27 protein-coding genes are annotated in these 25,930 nt (G+C 72.1%); 14 read left to right on the top strand and 13 right to left on the bottom strand.

The annotated features are described in order from the left end of the window. Window positions 1-334: 334 nt before the first annotated feature. A complete protein-coding gene (locus tag DB033_RS14245) occupies window positions 335-1,777 on the bottom strand; it encodes a class II fumarate hydratase (protein ID WP_111767618.1) in 1,443 nt (480 codons plus the stop codon). 115 nt (window positions 1,778-1,892) lie between these two features. On the opposite strand from DB033_RS14245, the gene DB033_RS14240 reads away from it, so the two are divergent. Then, window positions 1,893-2,435 carry a DUF4245 domain-containing protein gene (locus DB033_RS14240; protein WP_157970697.1) on the top strand — a complete coding sequence of 181 codons (543 nt, stop codon included), beginning with the start codon at window positions 1,893-1,895 and terminating at the stop codon, window positions 2,433-2,435. A gap of 18 nt (window positions 2,436-2,453) precedes the next feature. Here the strand turns inward: DB033_RS14240 and DB033_RS14235 are convergent, their stop codons facing one another. Genes DB033_RS14235 through DB033_RS21685 form a run of 3 tightly spaced genes read right to left on the bottom strand, consistent with a single transcriptional unit; the run spans window position 2,454 to window position 4,951 of the window. Then, on the bottom strand, window positions 2,454-2,696 hold the full coding sequence (locus tag DB033_RS14235) for an exodeoxyribonuclease VII small subunit (RefSeq protein ID WP_111767616.1): 243 nt from the start codon (window positions 2,694-2,696) through the stop codon (window positions 2,454-2,456). Further along, window positions 2,693-4,021, bottom strand: a complete 1,329-nt coding sequence (gene xseA / locus DB033_RS14230) for an exodeoxyribonuclease VII large subunit (protein WP_240615910.1) — start codon at window positions 4,019-4,021, stop codon at window positions 2,693-2,695. The genes DB033_RS14235 and xseA overlap by 4 nt, the downstream gene beginning before the upstream one ends. 12 nt (window positions 4,022-4,033) lie before the next feature. Continuing rightward, complete coding sequence (locus tag DB033_RS21685; RefSeq protein WP_111767614.1) at window positions 4,034-4,951, bottom strand: hypothetical protein; 918 nt, start codon at window positions 4,949-4,951, stop codon at window positions 4,034-4,036. A 158-nt stretch (window positions 4,952-5,109) separates the two neighbouring features. On the opposite strand from DB033_RS21685, the gene DB033_RS14220 reads away from it, so the two are divergent. Next, on the top strand, window positions 5,110-6,090 hold the full coding sequence (locus tag DB033_RS14220) for a 4-hydroxy-3-methylbut-2-enyl diphosphate reductase (RefSeq protein WP_111767613.1): 981 nt from the start codon (window positions 5,110-5,112) through the stop codon (window positions 6,088-6,090). 48 nt (window positions 6,091-6,138) lie between these two features. On the opposite strand, the gene DB033_RS14215 is transcribed toward DB033_RS14220, so the two are convergent. Together DB033_RS14215 and DB033_RS14210 are read right to left on the bottom strand one after the other, a co-directional pair. Next, window positions 6,139-6,606 (bottom strand): DUF6542 domain-containing protein, encoded by a 468-nt coding sequence (locus tag DB033_RS14215; RefSeq protein ID WP_157970696.1) that lies wholly within the window; start codon window positions 6,604-6,606, stop codon window positions 6,139-6,141. Between the two features lie 135 nt (window positions 6,607-6,741). Then, window positions 6,742-7,908 carry a DNA recombination protein RmuC gene (locus tag DB033_RS14210; RefSeq protein WP_111767611.1) on the bottom strand — a complete coding sequence of 389 codons (1,167 nt, stop codon included), beginning with the start codon at window positions 7,906-7,908 and terminating at the stop codon, window positions 6,742-6,744. 422 nt (window positions 7,909-8,330) lie between these two features. Here DB033_RS14210 and DB033_RS14205 point away from each other — a divergent pair, with 422 nt between their 5' ends. From DB033_RS14205 to DB033_RS14160, 10 genes are all read left to right on the top strand, one after another. Next, window positions 8,331-10,193: a nitrite/sulfite reductase gene (locus DB033_RS14205; RefSeq protein WP_276309218.1), complete on the top strand. Its 1,863-nt coding sequence runs from the start codon at window positions 8,331-8,333 to the stop codon at window positions 10,191-10,193. Continuing rightward, entirely contained in the window at window positions 10,190-10,378 is a 189-nt protein-coding gene (locus DB033_RS14200; RefSeq protein ID WP_111767610.1) for a hypothetical protein, read from the top strand. Before DB033_RS14205 ends, DB033_RS14200 begins: the two co-directional genes overlap by 4 nt. Next, window positions 10,375-11,082 carry a phosphoadenylyl-sulfate reductase gene (locus DB033_RS14195; protein WP_111767609.1) on the top strand — a complete coding sequence of 236 codons (708 nt, stop codon included), beginning with the start codon at window positions 10,375-10,377 and terminating at the stop codon, window positions 11,080-11,082. The genes DB033_RS14200 and DB033_RS14195 overlap by 4 nt, the downstream gene beginning before the upstream one ends. Further along, window positions 11,064-11,630, top strand: a complete 567-nt coding sequence (cysC, locus tag DB033_RS14190) for an adenylyl-sulfate kinase (RefSeq protein WP_111767608.1) — start codon at window positions 11,064-11,066, stop codon at window positions 11,628-11,630. Before DB033_RS14195 ends, cysC begins: the two co-directional genes overlap by 19 nt. Continuing rightward, window positions 11,627-12,550 (top strand): sulfate adenylyltransferase subunit CysD, encoded by a 924-nt coding sequence (cysD, locus tag DB033_RS14185; RefSeq protein ID WP_111767607.1) that lies wholly within the window; start codon window positions 11,627-11,629, stop codon window positions 12,548-12,550. The genes cysC and cysD overlap by 4 nt, the downstream gene beginning before the upstream one ends. 159 nt (window positions 12,551-12,709) lie before the next feature. Continuing rightward, window positions 12,710-14,080: a sulfate adenylyltransferase subunit 1 gene (locus tag DB033_RS14180; protein ID WP_111767606.1), complete on the top strand. Its 1,371-nt coding sequence runs from the start codon at window positions 12,710-12,712 to the stop codon at window positions 14,078-14,080. A gap of 52 nt (window positions 14,081-14,132) precedes the next feature. Beyond that, window positions 14,133-15,344 carry an ABC transporter substrate-binding protein gene (locus DB033_RS14175; protein ID WP_111767605.1) on the top strand — a complete coding sequence of 404 codons (1,212 nt, stop codon included), beginning with the start codon at window positions 14,133-14,135 and terminating at the stop codon, window positions 15,342-15,344. A gap of 5 nt (window positions 15,345-15,349) precedes the next feature. After that, window positions 15,350-16,168: an ABC transporter ATP-binding protein gene (locus tag DB033_RS14170; protein WP_111767604.1), complete on the top strand. Its 819-nt coding sequence runs from the start codon at window positions 15,350-15,352 to the stop codon at window positions 16,166-16,168. Then, window positions 16,161-17,075, top strand: coding sequence for an ABC transporter permease (locus DB033_RS14165; RefSeq protein WP_111767603.1), 915 nt, complete (start codon window positions 16,161-16,163; stop codon window positions 17,073-17,075). The genes DB033_RS14170 and DB033_RS14165 overlap by 8 nt, the downstream gene beginning before the upstream one ends. Window positions 17,076-17,664: 589 nt before the next feature. After that, window positions 17,665-18,366 (top strand): sirohydrochlorin chelatase, encoded by a 702-nt coding sequence (locus tag DB033_RS14160; RefSeq protein WP_111767602.1) that lies wholly within the window; start codon window positions 17,665-17,667, stop codon window positions 18,364-18,366. Between the two features lie 1,046 nt (window positions 18,367-19,412). Here the strand turns inward: DB033_RS14160 and DB033_RS14155 are convergent. Together DB033_RS14155 and DB033_RS14150 are read right to left on the bottom strand one after the other, a co-directional pair. Beyond that, a complete protein-coding gene (locus DB033_RS14155) occupies window positions 19,413-20,315 on the bottom strand; it encodes a DNA-3-methyladenine glycosylase family protein (RefSeq protein ID WP_111767601.1) in 903 nt (300 codons plus the stop codon). A gap of 16 nt (window positions 20,316-20,331) precedes the next feature. Then, window positions 20,332-20,496 carry a hypothetical protein gene (locus DB033_RS14150; RefSeq protein ID WP_157970695.1) on the bottom strand — a complete coding sequence of 55 codons (165 nt, stop codon included), beginning with the start codon at window positions 20,494-20,496 and terminating at the stop codon, window positions 20,332-20,334. Between the two features lie 84 nt (window positions 20,497-20,580). On the opposite strand from DB033_RS14150, the gene ychF reads away from it, so the two are divergent. Continuing rightward, complete coding sequence (ychF, locus tag DB033_RS14145) at window positions 20,581-21,660, top strand: redox-regulated ATPase YchF (RefSeq protein ID WP_111767599.1); 1,080 nt, start codon at window positions 20,581-20,583, stop codon at window positions 21,658-21,660. Between the two features lie 176 nt (window positions 21,661-21,836). Continuing rightward, entirely contained in the window at window positions 21,837-22,037 is a 201-nt protein-coding gene (locus tag DB033_RS14140) for a hypothetical protein (protein ID WP_111767598.1), read from the top strand. A 53-nt stretch (window positions 22,038-22,090) separates the two neighbouring features. Here the strand turns inward: DB033_RS14140 and DB033_RS14135 are convergent, their stop codons facing one another. From DB033_RS14135 to DB033_RS14115, 5 genes are all read right to left on the bottom strand, one after another. Next, on the bottom strand, window positions 22,091-22,486 hold the full coding sequence (locus tag DB033_RS14135; RefSeq protein ID WP_111767597.1) for a VOC family protein: 396 nt from the start codon (window positions 22,484-22,486) through the stop codon (window positions 22,091-22,093). A gap of 12 nt (window positions 22,487-22,498) precedes the next feature. Continuing rightward, on the bottom strand, window positions 22,499-23,233 hold the full coding sequence (locus tag DB033_RS14130; RefSeq protein WP_111767596.1) for a dienelactone hydrolase family protein: 735 nt from the start codon (window positions 23,231-23,233) through the stop codon (window positions 22,499-22,501). Window positions 23,234-23,552: 319 nt separating this feature from the next. After that, on the bottom strand, window positions 23,553-24,875 hold the full coding sequence (locus DB033_RS14125) for an HNH endonuclease signature motif containing protein (RefSeq protein WP_111767595.1): 1,323 nt from the start codon (window positions 24,873-24,875) through the stop codon (window positions 23,553-23,555). A 367-nt stretch (window positions 24,876-25,242) separates the two neighbouring features. Next, complete coding sequence (locus DB033_RS14120) at window positions 25,243-25,545, bottom strand: hypothetical protein (RefSeq protein ID WP_111767594.1); 303 nt, start codon at window positions 25,543-25,545, stop codon at window positions 25,243-25,245. 155 nt (window positions 25,546-25,700) lie between these two features. After that, on the bottom strand, window positions 25,701-25,928 hold the full coding sequence (locus tag DB033_RS14115; RefSeq protein ID WP_111767593.1) for a hypothetical protein: 228 nt from the start codon (window positions 25,926-25,928) through the stop codon (window positions 25,701-25,703). Between the last annotated feature and the right edge of the window lie 2 nt (window positions 25,929-25,930).

Raw genomic sequence — 25,930 nt, 5'->3', positions numbered from 1 at the left:
CCACCGTCGCACCGCGGAGCCGGCGGCCGGGTCTCGCTGACGGGCGGCCGTGCCGCCGCGCGCCGTCCACCCGGCGCCGCTGAACCCGGGGGCCTGGCCGGGCTGACGGGCTGCCGCGCCCGTCACGCCCGGGCGCCGCTGAGTCGGCGGCCGAGCCGCGCGGACGTGCCGCCGTCCCACCGCCGCGCCGCGGCTCGTCGTGCCACGCGAAGGGGCCCGTCCGGTCGGACGTGCCGCCGTCTCACCGGGCGCCGTCCCACCGCGCGCCGCGGCTCGTCCTGACATGCGAAGGGGCCCCGTCCGGTCGGACGGGGCCCCTTTGCATCGCTGCGGGTTACGGGTGCGTCATCGACAGCACGTCCAGCGCCGCGTCGAGCTGCTCGGCGGTGAGCTTGCCGCCCTCGACGTGGCCGCGTTCGAGCACCACCGACTTGATGGTCTTGTTCTCCTTGAGTGCCTGCTTGGCGATGGAGGCCGCTTCCTCGTACCCGATGTACTTGTTCAGCGGGGTGACGATCGACGGCGACGACTCGGCGAAGGCCAGGCAACGGTCGACGTCGGCCTCGATGCCGTCGATGCACCGGTCGGCGAACAGCCGCGACACGTTGGCGATCAGCCGGATCGACTCCAGCAGGTTGCGGGCCATCACCGGCAGCATCACGTTGAGCTCGAAGTTGCCCTGCGATCCGGCGAACGCGACGGTGGCGTCATTGCCGATGACCTGCGCGGCGACCTGCAGGGTGGCCTCGGGCAGCACCGGGTTGACCTTGCCGGGCATGATCGACGACCCCGGCTGCAGGTCGGGCAGGTGGATCTCGGCCAGGCCGGCACGGGGGCCGGAACCCATCCAGCGGATGTCGTTGCTGATCTTGGTCAGACCCACGGCGATCGTGCGCAGCTGACCGGAGGTCTCCACCAGGCCGTCGCGGGCGCTCTGCGCCTCGAAGTGGTTGCGGGCCTCGGTGAACGGCAGACCGGTGGTGCTCGCCAGCTCCGCGATCACCGCGGCCGAGAACCCGGGCGGGGTGTTGATGCCGGTGCCGACCGCGGTCCCGCCGAGGGGCAGCTCGGCGAGGCGGGGGAGCGAGGCGTGCAGCCGCTCCACGCCGTAACGGACCTGCGCGGCGTACCCGCCGAACTCCTGGCCCAGGGTGACCGGGGTGGCGTCCATCAGGTGGGTGCGCCCGGACTTGACCACGGTCGCCCACTGCTCGGCCTTGCGCTCCAGCGACGCGGCGAGGTGCTCCAGCGCCGGTACCAGCTCGTTGACCACGGCCTCGGTGGCGGCCACGTGGATGGACGTCGGGAACACGTCGTTGCTGGACTGCGAGGCGTTGACGTGGTCGTTCGGGTGGATCTTCGTCCCGCCTCCGGCCGGGGTGAAGCCCTCGTTGGCCAGGGTGGCGAGCACCTCGTTGGTGTTCATGTTGGAGCTGGTGCCCGAGCCGGTCTGGAAGACGTCGATGGGGTACTCGCCGTCGTGCACACCGGTGGCGACCTCGGCGGCGGCCCGCTGGATCGCGTCGGCCACCTCACCGGGGATCACGCCGAGCGAGGCGTTGACCTTGGCGGCGGCGCCCTTGATGAGAGCCAGCGCGCGGATCTGCGCGGGATCGATGCCGCGGAAGGAGATGGGGAAGTTCTCGACCGCACGCTGGGTCTGCGCCTGGTACTTCGCGTGCTTCGGGACGAGGACGTCGCCCATGGTGTCGTGCTCGACGCGGAACTCGCCGCTGTCGGGACCGCCCGGATTCATCACTTCGTTGTGCTCAGCCATTCCGAAGACGCTAGTGGCCGGGCGGGGGGTGGTCATCCGGGAGCGGGATGGTCTTCGTCTCACCGCCACCCCGCAGCGCCGGGGGGCGCCGGCCTGAGGTGGCACGATGGGCGACATGGTGGATCGCCGCAGTCTCACGATGAAGGACATGTGGGGCGCCGTCGCGGTCCTGGCCGTCGCGCTCGTCGTCGTCCTCGGACTGATGGGCAACATCGGCTTCGGCAACGACACCGACGACGGACAGACCCCGACCGCCGACGTCGTCGGCGGGTTCCAGCGTTCCGCCGCGGCGCTGCAGCTGCCGCTCGCGGTGCCGCGGGGTCTGCCCGCGGAGTGGCAGCCGAACTCCTTCTACCAGACCGACCCGGCCACCACCGGGGGAACCGCCTCCCGGATCGGCGGCGGCTGGCTGACCGCCGAGGGCAGGTTCGTCACGCTGATCCAGAGCACCGCGACGCCCGACGTCCTCGCTGCGGAGGTCTTCGGCGGCGGCCGGACGAGCACCGCGGTGGTGCAGGCCGGGGGTACGGAGTGGAGCTCCTACCCGGGCGCCCGCGAGGAGGTCGCCTGGGTGCGCACCGCCGGCCCGGTCACGCTGCTGATCACCGGGTCCGCGTCGGAGGCGGACTTCCGGATCCTGGCCGACAGCATCGCCTGAGACCTGTCGGCGGCCCGGTCAGTCCTGTTCGTCGGCCCGGGCGAGTGCGGCGTCGACCCGCTCCCGGGCCCCTTCGAGGAACCGCTCGCAAATCCGGGCCAGCTCCTCGCCGCGCTCCCACAGCGTGAGCGAGTCGTCCAGGCCCAATCCGCCCGACTCCAGCTTCTGCACCACCCGGGCCAGTTCGTCCCGCGCGTCCTCGTAGGACAGCGTCGGCGCCGTGGTCGTGTCCTGCGGTGCCCCCGACTTCTCGGCCGTCATGGCGCCACCCCCTCTCGTTCGGGGAGCCGCGCCCCCCGCTGGTCCGTACCCTCATCCGCCGGTCGCCTCCGGTCCCCGGGTTCGGCGCCCCGGCTGGTGGCGAGCACCGCACCGTCGGCGACCCGGATCCGCAGGGCGGTGCCCGCGGGGGCCTGCGCGGTGTCCCGCAGCACCGCACCCGCCGCCTGCACCACCGCGTAGCCGCGCTGCAGGGTGGCGGCCGGACCGAGCGCCGACAGCTGCGAGCGGCGGTGCGCCACCGCCGCGGTCTCGGTGTCCAGGCGGCGCCTGACCAGGTCGCGGGCGCGGGAGCGGGCGCGCTCCACGTCCTGCTCGCGGGCCAGGATCGGCGTGTGCGGGTCGGCCAGGACGGCGCGGGAGCGCATCCCGGCCAGCCGGGCCTGCTCGTGGGCGACCCAGTTCTGCAGGCTGCGCCGGGCCCGGGCGTGCAACTGCTCGACGATCCGCCGCTCGGCCTGGACGTCCGGCACGATCCGCTTGCCCGCGTCGGTCGGGGTGGAGCAGCGCAGATCGGCGACGTCGTCGACGATGGGGTGGTCGGGCTCGTGGCCGATGGCCGACACCACCGGCGTCCGGCAGGACGCCACCGCGCGGCACAACGTCTCGTCGCTGAACGGCAGCAGGTCCTCCACCGAGCCGCCGCCGCGGGCCAGCACGATGACGTCGACCCGCGGGTCGGCGTCCAGCTGCCGCAGGGCCAGCACGATCTGCTGGACGGCGTTGACGCCCTGCACGGCGACGTTCTCGATGTGGAACTCCACGGCCGGCCAGCGCGCCCGGGCGTTGGCCAGCACGTCGGACTCGGCGGCGCTGGCCCGGCCGGTGATCAGGCCGATGGCCCGGGGCAGGAACGGCAACGTCTTCTTGCGGCCGGCCGCGGTCAGCCCTTCGGCGGCCAGCAGCTCACGGATCCGCTGCAGACGCGCCAGCAGTTCGCCGAGGCCCACCGGGTGCAGCTCGGTGACCCGCAGCGACAGTGATCCGCGCGCGGGGTAGAACTCGAACTTGCCGTAGACGACGACCCGGTCGCCCTCCCGCAGCGGCTGCGCGAGCCCGGTCAGGATCGCTCTGCTGCAGCTCACCGAGAGCGACATGTCGGCGGCGGGGTCGCGCAACGTCAGGAAGGCGGTCGCCGCGCCGGGCCGGACCGAGAGCTGGGCGAGCTGCCCCTCGATCCAGGCGGCCGGCGACCTTGCGATGTACTCGGCCATCCGCCGGGACAGCGCGCGCACCGGCCAGGGGTTCTCCCGGGTGGTCTCACCGGCCCGTTCGGCCATCGGCGGCCGCTGTGCGGGGGTGGTCATCGGCGCACCGGCTCAGGCACCGCCGCGGGCCAGCGTCGACAGCCGGTTGGTCAGGACGGTGAGGAACGCCGGGCGGGCCTTCTCCCGCTGTTCCTGCTCCAGCGCCGCGCGGACCTGCTCGGACCCCCAGCTGCGGACGCGGCTGCGGAGCTGCCCGATGGTCATGGCGCTGATGTCGGTGGGCGGGTGGTCCTCGGCCGACGGCAGGCCGACGAGCGGCGCCGGACGGTCGACCTCGAGCTCGTGGATGTCCCCGAGCAGCGAGGTGGCGGCCGGGACGTCGGTGCGCTCCGGGTGCGTGGTGGGGGAGGTGCCGGCACCGACGACGGCGCCGGCGGAGTCGCCGGCCGCGCCGACCAGGGTGCCGGCGGCGTCGGCGCGACCGCCGGTCCGGGGTCGGCGGACGGACGGCGTGCGGGGGGCGGGACGGCCGGTCCCGGTCGCGCCGGTGGTGGCCCGGGGCGGGACGGGGGCGTCCTCGTCGCGTACCAGCCGCGGCGACGCGGACGGCACGGGTGGTTCGTCGTCCAGGACGAGACCGGGGGCGCCGGTACCGGGCGCCGTCGACCCGGGGTCGGCGGCGGTGGTGGGGGCGGCCGTGGTGTCGGGCGCGGCGGTGTCGGGAGTGCTGGTGTCCCAGGTGGCCGCGGCCTGCGGGTCCTTCGCCGCGACCTCGTCCTCGTCGTCGATGGTCGACCAGGCGGTCCGCTGCGGCGGCTCGTCACCGCCGTGCAGACCGGCCAGCAACCGGTCGCCCTCGGTGGCGAGCTCGGCCAGCTGCTGGTTCAGCTCGAAGGAGAACTTCGCGACCTGGCCGATCACCGACACCGGCAGCGTGGTCAGGTCGGCGGGCAGCCGGCGGGCGCGGCCGACGGCTTCGGACAACAGCCCGGCAGCGACCCGGACCGCGAAGGGCAGCGACGATTCCATGGGTCCAGACTGCCTCATCCGGAGCCGGTACGCCGTCGCGGGAGGGGCGGGGCCGGCGGTCGCCGGCGGCCGGCGGGAGGTGATCCCGCCCACGGTGGCGCCCCGGACGGGCGTCGGGAGCGCCGGGACCCGGTCGGGCCCCGGGCCGGCGACCTACCATGGGGAGCGTGACTGCTCCCATCCGCCGTGTCCTGCTCGCCGCCCCCCGGGGCTACTGCGCCGGCGTCGACCGCGCGGTCGTGACCGTCGAGAAGGCGCTGGAGCAGTACGGCGCCCCGGTCTACGTCCGCAAGGAGATCGTCCACAACAAGCACGTGGTGGCCACCTTGCAGAAGCGCGGGGCGATCTTCGTCGACCAGACCGACGAGGTGCCCGAGGGCGCGCTGGTGGTGTTCTCCGCGCACGGCGTGTCGCCCGCGGTGCACGCCGAGGCCGCCGACCGCGACCTGCGGGTCATCGACGCGACCTGCCCGCTGGTGACCAAGGTGCACAAGGAAGCGGTGCGCTTCGCCAACGAGGGCTACGACATCGTCCTGATCGGCCACAAGGGGCACGAGGAGGTCGAGGGCACCTACGGGGAGGCGCCGGACGCCATCCAGATCGTCGACACGCCGGCCGACGTCGAGGCCGTCCAGGTCGCCGACCCGGAGAAGGTGATCTGGCTGTCCCAGACCACGCTGAGCGTCGACGAGACGCTGAGCACCGTGGGGCTGCTGCAGAAGCGGTTCCCGCTGATGACGAGCCCGCCGTCGGACGACATCTGCTACGCCACGCAGAACCGGCAGGAGGTCGTCAAGCAGATCGCCCCGGACTGCGACCTGGTCCTGGTCGTCGGGTCGCGCAATTCGTCGAACTCGGTGCGGCTGGTGGAGGTGGCGCTGCAGGCCGGCGCCCGCACCTCGTACCTGGTCGACTTCGCCCACGAGGTGGACGAGGCCTGGCTCGACGGCGTGTCGACCATCGGGGTGACCTCCGGCGCCTCGGTGCCGGAGGAGCTCGTCGAAGGCCTGCTCGACTGGCTGGCCGAGCGCGGATTCGGTGACGTCGAGGTGTTCACCGCCGCCAAGGAGACGCTCACCTTCTCACTGCCCAAGGAGCTGCGCCGCGACCTGCGGGCCGAGGTGCCGGCCGCCCGCTGACCGGATGCCCCGACGGTGGTCCGCACCACCGTCTGGAGTGCGCAGGGCTCAGAGGTGCGACGGGGAGCCAGTGGTGCGCCGCGGCGACACGGTGCGCAGGGGCTGGGCGACCAGCCGGACCACGCCGAGGATCGCCGCGACCGCGGTGGCCACGAGCATCAGCGGGAACGTGCCGACCAGCTTCAGACCGAGGTTGAGCACCCCGCCGGTGATGCCGCCGGTGAGGGTGGCGATCACGTAGCCGATGACCAGCGCGGCGAGCACCACCAGCGGCGGCTGCACCATCACGGTGAACAGGGCGTGCCGGCGGACGGCCAGCGCGGCCAGCGTCACCCCGAGCAGGGTGAGCACCCACGCGATGACCCCGATGTCGTTGTTGACCGACAGGTCGACGACGACACCGATGACGGTGGGCACGAACGCGATCAGCACCGCCACCCACCAGGCCACTCCGGGCCGGGCCGCCAGCATCGAGGCGTAGCCGCGAGGGTCCGGGTCGCGATGGTGAGTGCTCATGGGGTCACGGTAACCGGCGGACCGGGCCGGGACGGCGCACCGCCGTGCCCGCGCCACCGATGTCCCCGCCGGCGTCCCGGACCGCGCGCCGCCCGGCTGTCGCCGACCGGGTGTGCTCCGGGTCGGTGACCCGGATCAGCCCGCGGCGTGGCCCCGTGTGCCGCGTGCCGTCGGCCGGGGTGGCGCCGCGGCCGCCCGCAGGACCTCGTCGGGATCGCGCGCGGCCAGCACGTCCTCGGGCCGCCGCGCGTCGAGCAGCTCGGGCGCCTGCACCCGGCGGGGCGTGTGGTCGATCTGCGCCGGCGCGTCCAGGGCCGGCCCGGACTGCAGGTCGGTGAACTTGCGCGCCGTGACCAGGACCCGCGACTCCAGCGACGCCACCGCCGCGTTGTAGTGCTCCACCGCACGGCCCAGTCCGGTTCCCAGCCGGTCCACGTGCTCCCCGAGCGTCCCCAGCCGGACGTGCAACTCGCGGCCGAGCGCATGGATCTCGGCGGCCTGGGCGCCCAGCTTCTCCTGTCGCCAGCTGAACGCCACCGTCCGCAACAGCGTGATCAACGTGGTCGGCGTGGCCAGCACCACGTTGCGGGTGAAGGCGTAGTCGGCGAGCCCGGGATCGCGCACCAGCGCGGCGTCCAGCAGCGGCTCGCCGGGGATGAACATGACCACGAACTCCGGCGCCGGCTGGAAGTGCCGCCAGTACGCCTTGGCGGCGAGCACGTCCACGTGGGCCCGGACCGCCCGGGCGTGCGCGGCCAGCAGCCGGTCGGACTCCCGTCCCTCACCACCGTCCATCGCCTCCAGCCACGCCGCGAACGGCACCTTGGCGTCGACCGGGATCGTGCGGCCGCCGGACAGCCGCACCACCAGATCGGGGCGCGCGGTCACCGGACCGCCGGGGGATTCGCTGACGCTCACCTGGGTGGAGAAGTCACAGTGTTCGGTCATCCCGGCCAGCTCGACGATCCGCTCCAGCTGGATCTCCCCCCAGCGACCGCGGACCTGCGGGCTGCGCAGCGCTCCCGCGAGCGTGCGGGTCTGTGTGCCGAGCTCCGACGACGTCCGGTGCAGCGCCGCCACCTGTTCCTGCAGGGCGCTGTAGGCGCCGACCCGGTCCCGCTCGATCTCCCGGAGCTGCGTCTCCACCCGCTCCAGTGCGTGCCCGGCGGTGCCCAGCAGCGCACCCACCGCGGTGGCCTCGTCGGTCGATCCCGCCGGAGGAGCGGAGCGGCCGATCCGCCAGCCGAGCGCGAGCCCGAGCAGCAGCAGCCCGACGGCGACGAGCACGGTGGTGAGGTCCATGGGCCGAGCATGCCGGGCGGCACCGACAGTGCCCGTCCCGGCCGCGGCGCAGGCACGCCGTGCCGCGGGTCGCACCCGCTCGAAGCGGTGAAATGCGCAGGTCCGGACCGGCGCACGCACCCGGCGGGCCGGACGTCAAGACCCTCCGCCGTGAAGTTCTCGGCCCCTCCGGCGGGGTTCCGGGGCCGGGAACCGCGGTTATGCTGTGCGGCGTGTATGACGAAGGTGCCCTTTTGGTGACGCGACCCGAGATCGATCTCGTGCGCGTCGCCGCCGGCATGTGTCGCACCGTCTAGAAGCCTCCTCGACCGCCGCCTAGTACCGCCGCTGTCGGGACGTCCTTCGAAGGTCCCCCGGTCGGCAGGCACGCCTGTGGCACGGCGGGCTCGCGCGGGTGTTCCGGACCGGCCCGAAGGATCGCCGTGCCCGCAGTGCCGCCCGCCACCGCCGTTCCCCCCGCCGACGTCCTCGACACCGCCACTGTCGACACCACCGGCGCCTCGCCCGGTCCCGCCGACCGGTCCGTCGCCGACCGCCCGGCCCGGCCCGAGCGTCCGGCCCGGCCCGAGCGTCCGGCCCGCCCCGAGCGACCCGCCGCCGCGGCGGCGCCCGGGGCGCACCGCAACCGCCCCGACGCGAAGGGCCGCGAGCGCGGCCAGGGTCAGTGGGCGCTGGGCTACCGCGAGCCGCTCAACCCCAACGAGCGGATGAAGAAGGACGACGACGGCCTGCACTGCCGCGAGCGCATCGAGAACGTCTACCGCTACACCGGCTTCGACTCCATCGACCCGGGTGACCTGCGTGGCCGTTTCCGCTGGTGGGGCCTGTACACCCAGCGTGCGCAGGGCATCGAGGGCGGCAAGACGGCGATCCTGGAGCCCGAGGAGCTCGAGGACAAGTTCTTCATGATGCGGGTCCGCATCGACGGCGGGCTGCTCACCACGGCGGCGTTGCGCACGGTCGGTCAGATCTCCACCCGCTACGGCCGCGACACCGCCGACCTCACCGACCGGCAGAACGTCCAGTACCACTGGATCCGCATCGAGGACGTCGCCGACATCTGGGAGCAGCTGGAAGCGGTCGGCCTGTCCACCACCGAGGCCTGCGGCGACGTGCCGCGCATCATCCTGGGTTCGCCGCTGGCCGGGATCGCGGCCGACGAGATCATCGACGGCACCCCGGCCGTCGAGGCGATCCTCGAGCGCTACATCGGCAAGGAGGAGTTCTCCAACCTGCCGCGGAAGTTCAAGACGGCCATCTCCGGCTCGCCCCGTCAGGACGTCGCCCACGAGATCAACGACGTCGCCTTCATCGGCGCCGTGCACCCCGAGCGCGGCCCCGGCTTCGACGTCTGGGTCGGCGGCGGACTGTCCACCAACCCGATGCTCGGCCAGCGACTGGGCACCTGGGTGTCGCTCGACGAGGTCCCCGAGGTCTGGGCCGGCGTCGTCGGCATCTTCCGCGACTACGGCTACCGCCGGCTGCGCACCCGGGCCCGGCTGAAGTTCCTGGTCGCCGACTGGGGCGTGCAGAAGTTCCGCGAGGTCCTCGAGCAGGAGTACCTCCACCGCACCCTCACCGATGGCGACGCCCCGCCGGTGTACGACGGCCCCCGCGACCACATCGGCGTGCACCCGCAGAACGACGGACTGTTCTACGTCGGCGTCAAGCCGACCGTCGGCCGGGTCAACGGCACCCTGCTCGCCCGGCTCGCCGACCTGGTGGAGGCCCACGGCTCGCGCCGGGTCCGCACCACCACCGACCAGGGCCTGGTGATCCTCGACATCGCCGCCGACCAGGTCGACTCGCTGACCGAGGGGCTGCACGCGCTGGGCCTGTCGACCACCCCGTCGACGTTCCGCCGCAACCTGATGGCGTGCACCGGGCTCGAATTCTGCAAGCTCGCGATCGTGGAGACCAAGGCGCGCGCGATGGTCATCGCCGACGACCTGGAGGCCCGCCTGGGCGACCTGGACGTGCCGCTGACCATCAACGTCAACGGCTGCCCGAACGCCTGCGCCCGCACCCAGGTGGCCGACATCGGCCTCAAGGGGATGCTCGTCACCGACGCCGACGGCAACCAGGTCGAGGGTTTCCAGGTGCACCTCGGTGGTGGGTTGGGGCTCGACGCCGGGTTCGGCAAGAAGCTCCGCGGCCACAAGATCACCAGCGCCGAGGCGAGCGACTTCATCGAGCGCGTCGTGAACTCGTTCACCGCCCAGCGCACCGAGGGTGAGCGGTTCGCGCAGTGGGTGGCCCGCGCGGACGAGGCGGCGCTGCGGTGAGCGCCCCCGAACGCTCACCCGCGCAGTACTGCGCGTACTGCGGCGAGACGAACCTGTGGCCGCACGAGGCGGGCCACGGCGCCTGGGAATGCCGCGACTGCGGCCGGGTGTTCTCCGTGAAGTACCTGGGCCTGTCCGGTCAGGTGCGCCTCACCCGTGCCGAGACCCCCGGTGGTGCCGCATGACCAGCGTCCTCGTCCGTCCGCCCGCCGAACTCGAGGCGATCGCGCTGCGCGGCGCCGCCGAACTCGCCGGCGCCACCGCCGCGGAGATCCTCACCTGGGGGGTCGCCGAATTCGGCCGCGGCCTCGCGGTCAGCGCGTCCATGCAGGACACCGTGCTGGCGCACCTGGCGTCCACGGTCAGCCCCGGCATCGACGTGATCTTCCTCGACACCGGCTACCACTTCGTCGAGACCATCGGCACCGCGGACGCGGTGGAGGCCGTCTACGACGTGACGCTGCGGCGCATCCTGCCGGAGCTGACCGTCGCCGAGCAGGACGCGCGGTACGGCGCGAAGCTGCACGACCGGGATCCCGACGCCTGCTGCGCGATGCGCAAGGTCGCCCCGCTGAACGAGGCCCTCCAGGGCTACGAGGCGTGGGCCACCGGCGTCCGCCGCTCGGAGTCGCCGTCCCGCGCACACACCCCGGTCATCGCGTTCGACCCGAAGAAGAAGAAGGTCAAGTTCGCCCCGCTGGCGTCGTGGACCGACGACGAGGTCGAGGCCTACGCGAACGCGAACGGCGTGCTGATGAACCCGTTGCTGCAGCTGGGCTACCCGTCCATCGGCTGCGAGCCGTGCACCGCGGCCGTCGCCCCCGGCGAGGACGCCCGTGCCGGCCGCTGGTCCGGCTCCACCAAGACCGAATGCGGGTTGCACCTGTGACCACCTCACTGCGCACCGCCGGTGCGACCGTCTGGCTGACCGGGCTGCCCAGCGCCGGCAAGACCACCCTGGCGTTCGCGCTGGCCGACCAGCTGCGCGCGTCCGGCCGTGACGTCGAGATCCTCGACGGCGACGAGATCCGCACCTACCTGTCGGCCGGCCTCGGCTTCTCCCGGGAAGACCGCGACACGCACGTCCGGCGGATCGGCTACGTCGCCGAGCTGCTCGCCCGGCACGGGGTGCTGGTGCTCGTCCCGGTCATCGCGCCCTACGCCGACACCCGCGACGAGGTCCGTGCCCGGCACGCCGCGCAGGGCACCCCGCACCTGCAGGTCCACCTGTCGACGCCGGTCGAGGTGTGTGCCGACCGCGACGTCAAAGGCCTGTACGCCAAGGCCGCCCGCGGCGAGATCAGCCACATGACCGGCATCGACGACCCCTACGAAGTGCCGGCCGACCCGGACCTGCGCCTCGACACCTCGACCCACGACCTGCAGGGGAGCGTCTCGGCGCTGCTGGACCTGCTCGCCGGGAGGAACCTGCTGTGACGTCCACCCTCACCCCGCCGCGCTCGGCGCTGGACTCCGAGCTCGACGCCCTGGAGTCCGAGGCGATCCACATCCTGCGCGAGGTGGCCGGCGAGTTCGACCGCCCGGTCATCCTGTTCTCCGGCGGCAAGGACTCGATCCTGGTGCTGCACCTGGCGCGCAAGGCCTTCTTCCCGGCAGCACTGCCGTTCGCGCTGCTGCACGTGGACACCGGCCACAACTTCGACGAGGTCATCGCCTACCGCGACCGCGTCGCCGCCGAGGGCAACCTGCGGCTGCATGTCGCGCACGTCCAGGACTGGCTCGACGACGGCCGCCTCACCGAACGCCCCGACGGCACCCGCAACCCGCTGCAGACGGTGCCGCTGCTGGACTCCATCAACGAGCTGGGCTTCGACGCCGTCATCGGTGGCGCCCGCCGTGACGAGGAGCGCTCCCGCGCCAAGGAGCGCATCTTCTCGCTGCGCGACGCGTTCGGCGGCTGGGACCCGCGCCGGCAGCGCCCGGAGCTCTGGGACCTCTACAACGGCCGGCACGCCCCGGGGGAGCACGTCCGCGTGTTCCCGCTGAGCAACTGGACCGAGCTGGACGTCTGGCGCTACATCCAGCGCGAGCGCATCGAGCTGCCGGAGATCTACTTCGCCCACGAGCGCGAGGTCTTCGCCCGCAGCGGCATGTGGCTGACCGCCGGCGCCTGGGGCGGACCGAAGGCGACGGAGACCGTCGTCCGGCGGCAGGTCCGCTACCGCACGGTGGGGGACATGAGCTGCACGGGTGCAGTCGACAGCGACGCCACCGACATCGCCGCGGTGATCACCGAGATCATGGCCACCCGGATCACCGAACGGGGAGCCACCCGCGCCGACGACCAGCTCAGCGAGGCCGCCATGGAGGACCGCAAGCGCGAGGGCTACTTCTGAGATGGCCCGCACCCGAGGCACGTCCACCGCCGGCGACGCCGGTCCAGCCGCCCGCTGCGTCTTCGTCATCGCGACGACAACTGCGTTCGACTCCTTCTACGCCCCGCCGGTCGGCAGTGCCGATCCCCACCGGCGAACGACTCCGACAGCTGGACACCCATGACGATCCTGACCGAAGTCCCCGACACCCCGGTGAAGCACGGGCTGCTCCGCTTCGCCACCGCCGGTTCCGTCGACGACGGCAAGTCCACACTGGTCGGACGGCTTCTGTTCGACTCGAAGTCGGTGCTGAGCGACACGCTGGCCGCCGCCGAGCGGACCTCCACGGCCCGCGGCTCGGACACCGTCGACCTGTCGCTGCTGGTCGACGGCCTGCGCGCCGAGCGCGAGCAGGGCATCACGATCGACGTCGCCTACCGGTACTTCGCGACCGACAAGCGGACGTTCATCCTGGCCGACACCCCGGGACACGTGCAGTACACGCGCAACACCGTCACCGGGGCGTCCACCGCCGACCTGGTGATCATCCTGGTCGACGCCCGCACCGGGGTCGTGGCGCAGACCCGGCGGCACGCCACCGTGGCCGCCCTGCTCGGCGTCCCGGAGATCCTGCTGGCGGTCAACAAGATCGACCTCGTCGACTACGACCGTGACGTGTTCGAGCGGATCACCGCCGACTTCGGTGCCTTCACCGCCGGTCTCGGGATCCCGGCGGTGGTCGCGATCCCGATCTCGGCCCTCAACGGCGACAACGTGGTGACCCGTTCGGAGCGGATCTCCTGGTACGACGGGCCCAGCGTGCTGGAGCACCTGGAGACCGTCGAGGTGGCCGACGCCCGGTCCGGTGCCGCGTTCCGGTTCCCGGTGCAGTACGTCATCCGGCCCGGCTCCGATCACACCGCCGACCCGGACTACCGCGGCTACGCCGGACGTGTCGCGGCCGGCACCGTACGGCCCGGCGACGCGATCGTGGTGCTGCCGGACGGTCACCGCACCACCGTCACCGGCGTCGAGACCGCCGACGGGCCGAGGGCCGTCGCCGTCGCCGGCGACTCGGTCACGCTGCTGCTGGCCGACGACATCGACATCGCCCGCGGCAACCTGATCGCCGCCGCCGACGACGCGCCGGAACCGGTCAACCAGTTCACGGCCACCGTCACCCAGGTCAACGAGAAGGCGCTCAAGCCCGGGCAGCGGTTGCTGCTCAAGTACGGCACCACGACGACCCGCGTGATCGTCGGCGCCATCGAGCACCTGCTGGACATCGACACCCTCACCGAGCTCGACGGCGCCGCGTCGCTGTCGCTCAACGACATCGGCCTGGTGTCCCTGCGCACCGCCGAGAGTCTGCCCATCGACCCGTACCAACCGAGAGGAGCAGTGGGAGCTTTGCTCATCATCGATCCCGCCGACGGCACCACGCTGGCCGTCGGCATGGTGGGTGACCGCCGTGCGGCGATCACCGCCGGTTCCGACATCCGATGTCAGGCCGCCGCGACCGAGAACGACGCTCTGACCCCTGGCCCGTAGCGGCCGTCCGGCTCCGCCACGACGGCGGGGCCGCCGAGAACCCGAGGAACCCATGAGTACCGCACGCCGTTTCCCCTTCTTCGCCGCCCGCCCCGCCCGGGTGATCGCCGGCACCGCCCTCGCCGCGCTGGTGCTCAGCGCCTGCGGCGGCAGCGACTCCGGGTCCGGCTCGTCGACGACGTCGACCAGCCCGAGCCCGTCGAGCAGCGCCTCCCCGGCCAGCAGTGCCGGCTCCGGGAGCACCGGGACCGCCGCCGGATCCGACACCGGCGCCGCCGGGGCCACCCAGGACTTCGGCGCCGAGGCCGACACCCTGCGCCTGGGGTACTTCGGGAACCTCACCCACGCCGCCGCCGTGCTCGGCGTCGCCGACGGCACCTTCCAGGAGGCGCTGGGCGACACGACGCTGGAGACCTCGGTCTTCAACGCCGGCCCCGCCGAGATCGAGGCCCTGACCGGCGGTGCCATCGACGCCGGCTTCATCGGCCCCAACCCGGCCATCAACTCCTACGCCAAGTCCTCCGGTGACTCGCTGCGCATCGTCGCCGGAGCCACCGCCAACGGTGCGGCGCTCGTCGTCGCGCCGGACATCAACACCGTGGAGGACCTCCGCGGCAAGACCATCGCCACCCCGCAGCTGGGCGGCACCCAGGACGTCGCGCTGCGCAAGTACCTGCTGGACAACAACCTGCTGGTCGACACCACCGGCGGCGACGACGTCAGCATCGCCAGCCAGGACAACGCCACCACACTCGACCTGTTCAAGAACGGGGACGTGCAGGGCGGCTGGCTGCCGGAGCCGTGGGCGTCCCGGCTGATCGTCGAGGCCGGCGCCAAGGAACTGGTCAACGAGAAGACCCTGTGGGACGACGGGCAGTTCCCGACCACCCTGCTGATCGTGTCCCGCACGTTCCTCGAGCAGTACCCGGGCACCGTGGCGAAGCTGCTGCAGGGCCACCTGGCGGAGCTGGACAAGATCGAGGCCGACCCGGCGGACGCGCAGACCCGGTTGAACGACGCGCTGGCCGAGGTGGCCGGCAAGCCGCTCGCCGACGGCGTCATCTCCCGGGCGTTCGCCGAGATCACGCCCACCTACGACCCGCTCGCCAACCACCTCACCGAGCTCGGTGAGGACGGCGTCAAGGCCGGCACGTTGAAGGAAGTTCCGGACCTGTCGCAGATCTACGACCTGCGCATCCTCAACCAGTTGCTGGTCGCCGACGGCAAGAAGCCCGTCAGCGCCGGCGGCTTCGGACAGGAGTAGCCCCGATGGCCCTCGTGACGGACACCGACAGCGCGACCGCGGCGGTCGCGACCGCGGCACCGGCGGCACCGGAGTACAGCGTCGTCCTGGACGGTGTCTCCAAGATCTACCGGACCGGCGCGAAGCCGGTGCAGGCCCTGGACACCGTGACGCTGAAGGTGCAGCCGGGGGAGTTCGTCTCCCTGGTCGGCGCCTCCGGCTGCGGCAAGTCCACCCTGCTCAACCTGGTGGCGGGGCTCGACCAGCCGACGGCCGGGACGGTCACGTCGGTGTCGCGGCCGGCCCTGATGTTCCAGGAGCCGGCGCTGCTGCCGTGGCTGTCCGCGGGCCGGAACGTGGAACTGGCGCTGAAGTACGCCGGAGTGCCCCGCAAGGAGCTCCGCGGCCGGGCCGAGGAGCTGCTGGAGACGGTCCGCCTGGGCGGCACCCACAAGCGCCGCGTCCACGAGCTGTCCGGTGGTCAGAAGCAGCGGGTCGCGATGGCCCGGGCGTTGGCCCAGAACTCCCAGGTCCTGCTGATGGACGAGCCGTTCGCGGCGCTGGACGCCATCACCCGGGACGTGCTGCACGACGAGCTGGTGCGGATCTGGACCGCGACCGGCCTGTCGGTCATCTTCGTGACGCACAACGTCCGCGAGGCCGTCCGCCTCGGGCAGCGGGTCGTGTTGCTGTCGTCCCGCCCCGGCCGGGTGGTCCGGGAGTGGGCCGTCGACATCCAGGGGCACCGCACCATCGAGCACCCACTGGTGGGCGACCTCGCCTCCGACATCACCGTGAGCCTGCGCGAAGAGATAGCCCGTCACGCCGGGGACAAGAATGCCTAGCGCGCTGGAGACGACCCGCGTCGTCGGCGGGCAGGACTACGAACCCGCGGACGCGGCCGCGGTCAACGCCGGGCTAGACGCGCTCGAGGCGCACACCGAGGTCAAGACCCCGCTGGTGAAGAAGTTCGCCCGGTCGGTGCTGCCGCCGTTCCTGGCCATCGCCCTGTTCATCGGGATCTGGCAGTGGGCGTTCGCGATGAAGTTCAAGCCCGACTACGTGCTGCCGTCACCGGCCACCGTGTTCGACACCCTCGTCGGGCTGTTCGAGTCCGGCCGGGCGTTCGAGGTGGTGTGGACGAGCCTGTCGCGGGGGATCCTGGGCTTTGCGATGTCGGTGGTCATCGGCACCCTGCTGGGCCTGGCGATCGCCCGCAACCGCTGGCTGCGCGCCAGCGTCGGGCCGCTGATCACGGGGCTGCAGTCGCTGCCGTCGATCGCGTGGGTGCCGCCGGCGCTGCTGGTGTTCGGGCTGACCAACACCACGTACTACGCGGTGGTCCTGCTCGGTGCGGTGCCGTCGATGGCCAACGGGCTCATCTCCGGCGCCGATCAGGTGCCGCCGCTGTTCAACCGCGTCGGTCAGGTGCTGGGGCTCGGGCGCTGGGGTTACATCCGGCACATCCTGCTGCCGGGTGCGCTGCCCGGCTACCTCGCCGGTCTGCGGCAGGGCTGGGCGTTCGCGTGGCGGTCGCTGATGGCTGCCGAGCTGATCGTCACCACGTCGAAGCTGGGCTTCGGGCTGGGCCAACTCATGGACCAGGGCCGGGCGCTGTCCGAGATGGACCTGATGCTGGCCGCGATCGTGCTGATCTTCGTCATCGGGGTGGGCATCGAGGTGCTGTTCTTCCGGCCGCTGGAGCGGGCGGTGCTGCACTCCCGCGGGTTGCGGCCGGCGGGCGGGCGCTGATCCCGGCTGGGCACATTCCTCCCCGATTCGGGTAGGGATGTGCCCGCGTCGGGGTGGGGGCGGTTTTTTCGTGGAGCTGGTGTGCGACGTCGGGGTGGGGCGGCGTACTCCCCGGTCTGTGCACGGATGCGGCGACGGTGAGGCTGGGCGGATTGCTTCCGGGTCTCGGTAGGGATGTGTCGACGTCGGTGTCGGGGCGGGCGCATTTCTCCCCGCTCGCGGTGCTGGTGTGCGACGTCGGGGTCGGGCGGCGCGCTCTCCGATCCAGGTACGCATGTGACCATGGCGAGGCTGGGCGGATTCCTTCCGGATCTCGGTAGGGATGTGCCCACGTCGGTGTAGGGGCGGGCGAATTCTTTTCCGCTCGCGGTGGGGATGTGCAGCGTCGGTGTAGGGGCGGGCGAATTCTTTCCGCTCGCGGTGCTGGTGGGCGACGTCGAGGCTGGGCGGCGTCCGCTTCTGATGCCGGCCCGAGGTGAGCACGCCGGGTTTGCGGAATCCCCGGTTTCGGTGCGGGTGAGCCCACACCGGGACTCGGCGGATCCCTCTCCGATTCGGGCCGGGCAGTGCCCGCAGGGATGATGGACCGATGTTGCCGCTGGTGGGGTTGGCCCACGGATCACGTGACCCGCGCGCCAGTCCGGCCACCGAGGAGTTGCTGGCGGCCGTCGCCGCGCTGCGTCCGGGGCTGCGCGCGGTCCCGGCGTACCTCGACCTGGCCGAGCCCGACCTCTCGGCGGCCTTGACCGCGCTCGATGTGCCGGAGGCGGTGGTGATGCCGCTGCTGTTCACCCAGGCCTTCCACGCCGACGTCGACACCCCGTCCGCGATCACCGAGGCATCCGCGGCGACGGGCACACGCATCCGCCGGGCCGGGATCCTCGGAATGGGCCCGGCGGTGCTCGCCGCGCTGCAGCTGCGCGCCGTCGAAGCCGGGATCGCCGACATCGACGGCATCGTGCTCGCCGCGGTCGGCTCGTCGTCCGCCTCGGCCAACGCGGCCGTCGGTGAGCTGGCCGCGCGCTGGGCCGCCGAGCGCACCGGACCGGTGCGCGCGGCATTCGCGACGGCGGGGCAGCCCAAGGTGCGGGCGGCCCTCGAGGCCGTCGCCCAGTCGCTGGACCCGCCGGCCCGGGTCGGCGTGGTGCCCCTGTTCGCCGCTCCCGGGTTGCTGCTGGACGTCATCGCCCGGCACGCCGCGGTCTTCGACGCCCCGGTGGCCGAGCCGCTCGGGGTGGAGCTGGCGCCGCTGATCCTGCAGAAGTACGACGAGGTCGCCGGCGGGCGGTGAGGCGATGGACGCGTCTGCCCTCCCTGCGGAGTGAGCAGATCCGGATTCGCGCGGCAGATCCGAATGGGCCACCGAGTGCGCGGGTGCCGGCAGGGTGAGCAGATCCGTACCTGTGCGGTAGACCCGGGGTGGGACGGACTCGTGACTGGCTCTGGCGTCGTTCGGGGCCGCTGTGCTGCGTCTGCCTACTGAATGCGGGTGTGCCGACCCTGCAGGGTGCGCAGTTCCGTTTCCGTGCGGCAGACCGGGGTGGGACGGGCTCGTTCGTGAGCGGCTCTGGCGTCGTTCGGCGCCGCTGTGCTGCGTCTGCCTACCGAGTGTGGGTGTGCCGACCCTGCAGGGTGAGCAAGTTCGTATCCGTGCGGCATGCCGGGGTGGGGCGGGCTGGTGCGTGGCCGGCTCTGGCGTCGTTCGAGGCCGCTGTGTTGCGTCTGCCTACTAAATGCGGGTGTGTCGACCCTGCAGGGTGAGTAGATCCGTATCCGTGCGGCATACCGGGGTGGGGCGGGCTGGTGCGTGGCCGGCTCTGGCGTCGTTCGGCAAGCCTGCCCCGCCTCCGCTGCGTCCGCGGATCCATTCCGGGTGTGCCCACCCTGCAGGGTGCGCAGATCCGTATCCGTGCGGCAAACCCGGGGTGGGAGGGGCTCGTTTGTGACCGGCTCTGGCGTCGTTCGGCGTCGATGGCTTACGTCCACCGTGTCTGCTCACCGAAAGCGAGCGTGCCCGTCCTGCAGGGAGGTAGACCCGCTTCGTGGGCTGGACCCGGGCGCGTGAGCGGTGGTCCGCTTCGTTCCCCGCGTGTGCCCACCGAATGCGGGTGTGCCCACCCTGCAGGGTGAGCAGACCCGAGTTCGTGAGGCAGACTCGCGCCCAACGACTCCGCACGACCCCCCGCGCGCTCAGCCCGCCCCCGCGCGCTCAGCCCGCCCCCGCACGCTCAGCCCGCCCCCGCACGCTCAGCCCGCCCACCGACGCCGCACGAACCCCCCCCGGCGTTCAGCCCGCCCCGGGCGTTCAGCCCGCCCCGGGCGCGCGGCCCCGGGCACTCAGCCCGCCACGGCAGGCAGCCGGGACGCCCGCCACAGGTGCTGCCCGGCGTAGGACCGGTAGGGCGCCCAGCGCGTGCCGTGCGCCGCGAGCTCCCGTGCCGTGTCCGGCAGCCCGAGCCGACCGGCCCCGGTCCGCAACGCCAGATCTCCGGTCAGCAGCTCGTCCTGCTCGCCCAGGACCCGCATCGCGATGTACTGCGCCGTCCACGGCCCGATCCCGGGGCGGGCCATCAACTCCGCGGTCAACGCGGCCGGATCCAGCCCCGGGGCGACGACGAGCGTGCCGTCCGCGAGATCCCGGGCGGCGGCGACCAGCGTCTCGGCCCGGCGCCGGGGTCCGCCGATCTCCACGGCGGACAGCTGGGTCAGCTCGGCCGGTGAGACGAACAACCGGGTCAGCCCGGGTCGTGCCAGCGGTGCCGGCAGCCGGGCGCCGACCGACGCGGTGAGCTTCCCGGCGGCGGTGCGGGCGGCGGCCACACTGACCTGCTGCCCGAGGATCGTCCGCACGATGATCTCGTCACCGTCGACCATCCCCGGTACCCGGATTCCGGGGATCGCGGCGACCCGGTCGGTCAGCGCCGGGTCGGCGGCGAGGTGAGCGTCGATCGCCACCGGATCGGCGTCGGCGTCCAGCAGCCGGTGCACCAGGTCCAGAACGACGGCATGGTCCCGGGGGTCGGCGTCGCCGGTGACCTGCACGTCCGCGGAGTCGTCGAACTCGATGCCCAGCACGGCCGGGCCGTGCGGCAGCCGGAGGGTCCGTTGGTAGCCGGTGTCGGTCACGACCTCGACCTCGGGGACGGCCCGGATGCGCAGGTACCAGAGCAACCCGTCGGCGTCGAAGGGCAGCCGGACGCTGATGGTCGTGCTCACGACGTGCCGGGCGGAAGAGCTCACCCGGTGAGTATCCGCATCAGCCGCGACGGTGCTTGCGCGCTTCCTGCTCGCGGCTGGCCATCCCGCCTTCGCCGCCGCGATCGGTGGGACCGGGGGCGAGGTTCACGTCGCCGTCGGGGAGCGGTTCGGTCGGGTCCTCCTCGGGGCCGGTGTGGAGGTCGTCGTCCGGCGATGTCGTCATGACGGTGTTCTGCCCGGTGACGGGCGTCTCGAACACCGCGCGGGCGGCGTCCGAGGACCTGCATCCTCACTAGACTCGACCGACGTGACCCTCACTCTCGGCATCGTCGGACTGCCCAACGTCGGCAAGTCCACCCTGTTCAACGCGCTGACCAAGGCGGATGTGCTCGCCGCGAACTACCCGTTCGCCACCATCGAGCCCAACGTCGGCATCGTGCCGCTGCCCGATCCGCGGCTGGACAAGCTCGCCGAGGTGTTCTCGTCGCAGAAGATCGTGCCCGCCGTGGTGTCGTTCGTCGACATCGCCGGCATCGTCAAGGGCGCCAGCGAGGGTGCGGGGCTGGGCAACAAGTTCCTGGCCAACATCCGTGAGGCCGACGCGATCTGCCAGGTCGTGCGGGTGTTCGCCGACGACGACGTGGTGCACGTCGACGGCCGGGTCGACCCGCTGGCCGACATCGAGACGATCAACACCGAGCTGATCCTGGCCGACATGCAGACGCTGGAGAAGGCGATCCCGCGGCTGGAGAAGGAAGCGCGGATGCAGAAGGACCGGCGCACGGTCCTCGAGGTCGCCCAGGCCGCGCAGGCCGTGCTGGACTCCGGTGCGACGCTGTTCTCGGCGCAGAAGAAGATCGACCTGGACGTGCTGAAGGAACTGTCGTTGATGACGACGAAGCCGTTCCTGTACGTCTTCAACGCCGACGAGTCGGTGCTCACCGACGACGCGAAGAAGGCCGAGCTGCTCGCTGCCGTCGCGCCCGCCGACGGCGTGTTCCTCGACGCGAAGGTCGAGTACGAGCTGCTGGAACTGGACGACGAGTCGGCGCTGGAGCTGCTCGAGTCGGTCGGCCAGGAGGAGCCGGGGCTGCACGCGCTGGCCCGGGCCGGCTTCCACACCCTGGGGCTGCAGACCTATCTGACGGCGGGCCCCAAGGAGTCGCGGGCCTGGACGATCCACCAGGGCTGGACCGCGCCGCAGGCCGCCGGCGTCATCCACTCCGACTTCGAGAAGGGCTTCATCAAGGCCGAGGTCATCTCCTTCGACGACCTCGTCGCCGCCGGCTCCGTCGCCGCCGCCCGCTCGGCCGGCAAGGCCCGCATCGAAGGCAAGGACTACGTCATGCACGACGGGGACGTCGTGGAGTTCCGCTTCAACGTGTGACGGGCGGTGCCCTTCTTCAAGGAGCCGCCCCCGGATCCGGCCATCGACACGTTCCGCGACGGCATCGCCGTGCTGGGCCAGGACGGAGAGATTCGCGGCCACGTGGCGACGTCGGTGGGCGCCTTCGGCACCCTTGGCGCCCACGGTCCCGCCAGGACTGGGTCTGGTTCATCCTCGTGTGGTCCGACGGCACCCGTGAGCGGCCGTTCGAGGATTATCCGCCGTGGAGCTGGGTCGCCGAGATGTCGGAGGGTTTCTTCGACTGGGACGTCCGCCCGGGTGATCCCCGGTCCGGACGGTACGAGGTGGAGTGGATGAACGCGGATGACGCCCGACGGGCCTGGGCGGAACTCTCCATCCGGCCGGAGTACTTCTGACTTCGGCAGGTCGCCAGTCTGAGACCGCGCGAAGGAGTCTTGGGGGGTCTGAGTCAGTCCTCGTAGCCGATCAGCCACCGCACCCCAAAGCGGTCGGTGACCTGACCGTCGGAGGCGCCCCAGGGGCGCCGCTGGAGCGGATCGACGTCGCTGCCGCCGTCGGACAGGGCTTCGAACCAGGTCGTCAGGGTCTCCGGGTCGGCGGTGCCGAGCAATGAGAACAGCACGCCCTCGATCCGTACGGTTGCCTCGCCGGCCGCGGCGTCGGCGGCGAACAACGCCACCGGTCCGTGCAGGATGCCGTGGGCGATGGCGTCGGGTGGGCCGTCATCGCGGGCGAAGTCGGCGAAGGTGTGCAGCGTCAGCTCACCGCCGAAGACGTCCCGATAGAACGTCAAGGCTTCCCGGGCCGTGCCGGGGAGCGTCAGGTACGGAATGGGTGGCGTCATCGGGACCTCCGGTCAGCGCCCGGTGAAGAACGACACGGCCTCGGCGATGGCCAGATCGGTGAGGACCGGGTCGTGACGGGGGCCGATGTCGCGCATGAAGGCGTGCTCACCGCCGGCGTAGACGTGCACTTCGGTGTCGGTGTGGCCCGCGGCGTAGAGCGCGGTGAGGATCTGCAGCCGCGCGTCGGCGGGAACGTGCGGGTCCTGGGACCCGAAGACGATGAGCAACCGGCCCTGGATGTCGGCGGCGCGGGCGAGCGACCCCGCGTCGGCGTCGGCACCGAGGGAGCCGTTGTGCACGCCGGTCGGATAGAAGCACACGGTCGCCGCGACCCGCGGGTCGAACGCCGCCCGGAACGCGAGGTGTCCGCCGATGCAGAAACCGGTCGCGAACAGTGCGCCGACGTCCTCGCGGTCGCCCAGATAGTCGAGGGCGGCGATCCGGTCGGCGTCGAAGGAAGCGACCGGCGTGGCGGCCGCGCCGCCCATCCCGGCGGCCTTGCCCGCGTCGTCGAAGTCGAGCGCGACCCCGGCCAGCTCGCCGTGGGGATAGATCTCCGGGACGCACACCACGAAGCCGTGGGCGGCGAGGCGCCGCGCGGTCCGCAGCGTCGACTCGGTCAGCTGGAAGATGTCGGTGTAGAGCAGCAGACCAGGCCAGGTGCCGCCGCCGATCGGGGCGATGACCTTCGCGCGGATCGGCCCGCCGGGGGACGGGATGCTGACCTCGACCTCGTTCAGTTTCACGGGCGGGAGCCTAGCGGTGGGACGGACCCGAGGGACGGTGGAGCCGAGCGTGTGAGGTCTCGACCACGGGCGCGCGGCCGTCGGTCACCGGAGCAGCAGACCCGGGCGGCAGGGCACGCGGAGAGGTCACCACGACCAGTGCTGCAGTGAGGATCGCGCCCTTTTCGCCACCAGAACCGCTGCGTTCGCACGGGGTTGAACGAGGCCAGTGACACTGCTCAGGCACATCGGCGAGAACATCGTTCGACGAACATCGCATCGATGATGAAACACTTCAAAGAATGCTGTCGCCGAGGTGCGGTGTGATGGGCGGCCGTCATCACGTGCCGGGCGCCAGAGAATGCACGGTGTTGCGCCGCGGTGATCGTGCAGGGTCGACCCAGGCTGGTGGGATGAATTCCGGGAATCCGTCGTCGGAAATTTGAACGCGCCATTCGTTTTTGTGGACCTCGGAATGGTGATACTGGCAGAGCAGGCAGCCGTTGCGATAACTGGTGTCGCCGAGGTCGCGCACCCACCATCGGATGTGGTGGACGTCGGTGAACGCGGGTGGCCTGTCGCAGCCGGGGAAGGCGCACCCGCCGTCCCGCAAGGTGATGGCTCGGCGGACGGCTCGCGGGAACGTACGAGCGGATCGGCCGATGTCGAGGACCTCGCCGTCGCCGCCCAGGACGGCGGGGATGACGGTGGCGTCGCAGAGCAGTCGGCGGGCCGCAGCCGGGGTGAGGGTGGTGCCGCCGGCCGTGACCGCCGAGCCGATCTGCCGACGGAGGACGTCCCAGTGCAGGGTGACCGTGACGTGCGGCCGCTCGCCACTGTGAGTGGGCAGCGTCGCGTGGGTCATCGCCAGGCGCACGACCTCGACGAGAGCCTGGGCGCGGCGGGTGGCCGCCGGACGAGCGTCCTTGACGCCGTCGGCTCCGGGTCGGGGCGCGGCCAGCCCTTCGATCGCACTCCGGAGGACTTCCACCGACAGGTCATCCAGCTTGCCGTTGATGCTGGTCAGACCGGTCGACGAGCTGCGCGCTCCGATGGTGAACATCACGTGTGAAGACGGATCCCGGTCGTCGAGCGTGCCGTCCGGGTTGAGAGCCTCGGCGAGGTGCTGGGCGACCCGTCGGAACTGGTCGGGGTCGAGGTCGAGCGCATGGGCGACGAGAGCCTGCTCAGCCTCAGACCGGGTGTCGGCGTCCACCGCCGGTGGGAGCCGGTGCATCGTGCCGATCACCGTGGCCGCCGCGTCGCGATCGATCAGGCCACTGGTGACGGCAGCGCCCAGCACGGGCAGAGCCGCGGGCGTCTCGCCGCCCGACGGCAGGTCCTGCGCATGAATTGCCCGAGCGGCACGTAGCCGTGCCGAGGCGTCGCGGGCAGGGATGTGCAGGGCCGCCTGCAGCAGCGACTTCGTGGACGAGCAGGAGCGGGCCGCGGCCAGGCCGCGCTGGTCGGCCTCGTCGGTCCAGGCGACCTGTGCCGCCCACACCAGACGAGCCAGCGTTTCGAGCCTCCGACCGACGGCGAAGAAGTCCTCGTCGAGGAGCTTGGCGAATTCGCCGTGGATCAATTCTTCGGTGCCCGCACACACCTCCGAGAGAACGGCGTGGCCGTCTTCCGCGGTGGCGAATCCTGTGCGTTCGAACATATGTCCAGAATAGCAACGACCACCGACGATGACCCGACTCTGTCCACACCCGGAAATGGCTTCTGAAATGCTTGGCGCGACGGGCCCTTCACGGGTGCTGTCGGCACGCGCACCGCCGACGAGCGCCCGGTGGCGGTAGCGATGGCGATCATGCAACGGGAAACATCGCGGGCCTCAGACCTAACCGGGTTCTGCGCCCGGCGCGGCTCTCCCTCGGGGGCTGCGACGCCGACGCGGTCGCAGCCGTCGGATGAAACCGCCCACCGTTGCACCAGCCAGTCTCAGTTGAATGCCACGGACCACCGAACCCCAGTTCGTCCGCGCCTCAGAGTCCAGGTGCATCCGTCACGCGACCGCGGCGCGACGCCTAGACGAACACCGGCGTCGTCCCCGGCAGCACCAACCCGCGGAGCTCGAACTCCTCACCCTCGGGCGCCGGCGTCTCACCCATGCCGAGCCGCTGCACCACCTGCGGCCAGACGTCGGCCACGAACCGTAGGTAGGCGTCCCGCGACTGCCAGGCCTCGAGGATCTCGAAGCCGTCGGCCGTCTCCCAGGCCAGGTGCGCGAGCATGCCGTTGTCGCCGCCGGCGATCTCCTTCACCACGGCGTGCATCGCGTCGTACGCCGCGATCGGCATCGGGACCCGGAACCGCACGGAGTAGGTCATGGCGCCCTCCTGACGCTGTCGTCCCCCCGAGCGCCTTCATCGTGCGCGCCCCGCCCGGGCCGCACGACCGCCATCCGGGGCATCCGCAGCTCCCACCGCCGTCGACCCCGCCCGACGCGCAGGTCACGACCCGGACCGCTCAGCGGCACCTCAGGTCAGCGCCGTGCCGATCGGACGAGTCCGGCGACCACCAACGCCACCCCGACGCCGGCCATCGCCAGGTGCACCACCGCGGACCCGACGGGATCGTCCGCGGTGGTGGCGGTGAACACCCCGGTGAGATGCACCAGGGCCACCACGAGCAGCGCCACCCCGGCGACGCCCAGCCGCAGTCCGGGACGCGTCGCGGGCAACAGCTGGTGGCGGGGGTTCGGGCTGGTCATGG

Origin of the sequence: Nakamurella deserti (genome assembly GCF_003260015.1) — a bacterium.
Classification (GTDB): domain Bacteria; phylum Actinomycetota; class Actinomycetes; order Mycobacteriales; family Nakamurellaceae; genus Nakamurella; species Nakamurella deserti.
Note: the sequence above shows the minus strand (reverse complement) of the source record. Positions and strands in the feature narration are given on the sequence as shown.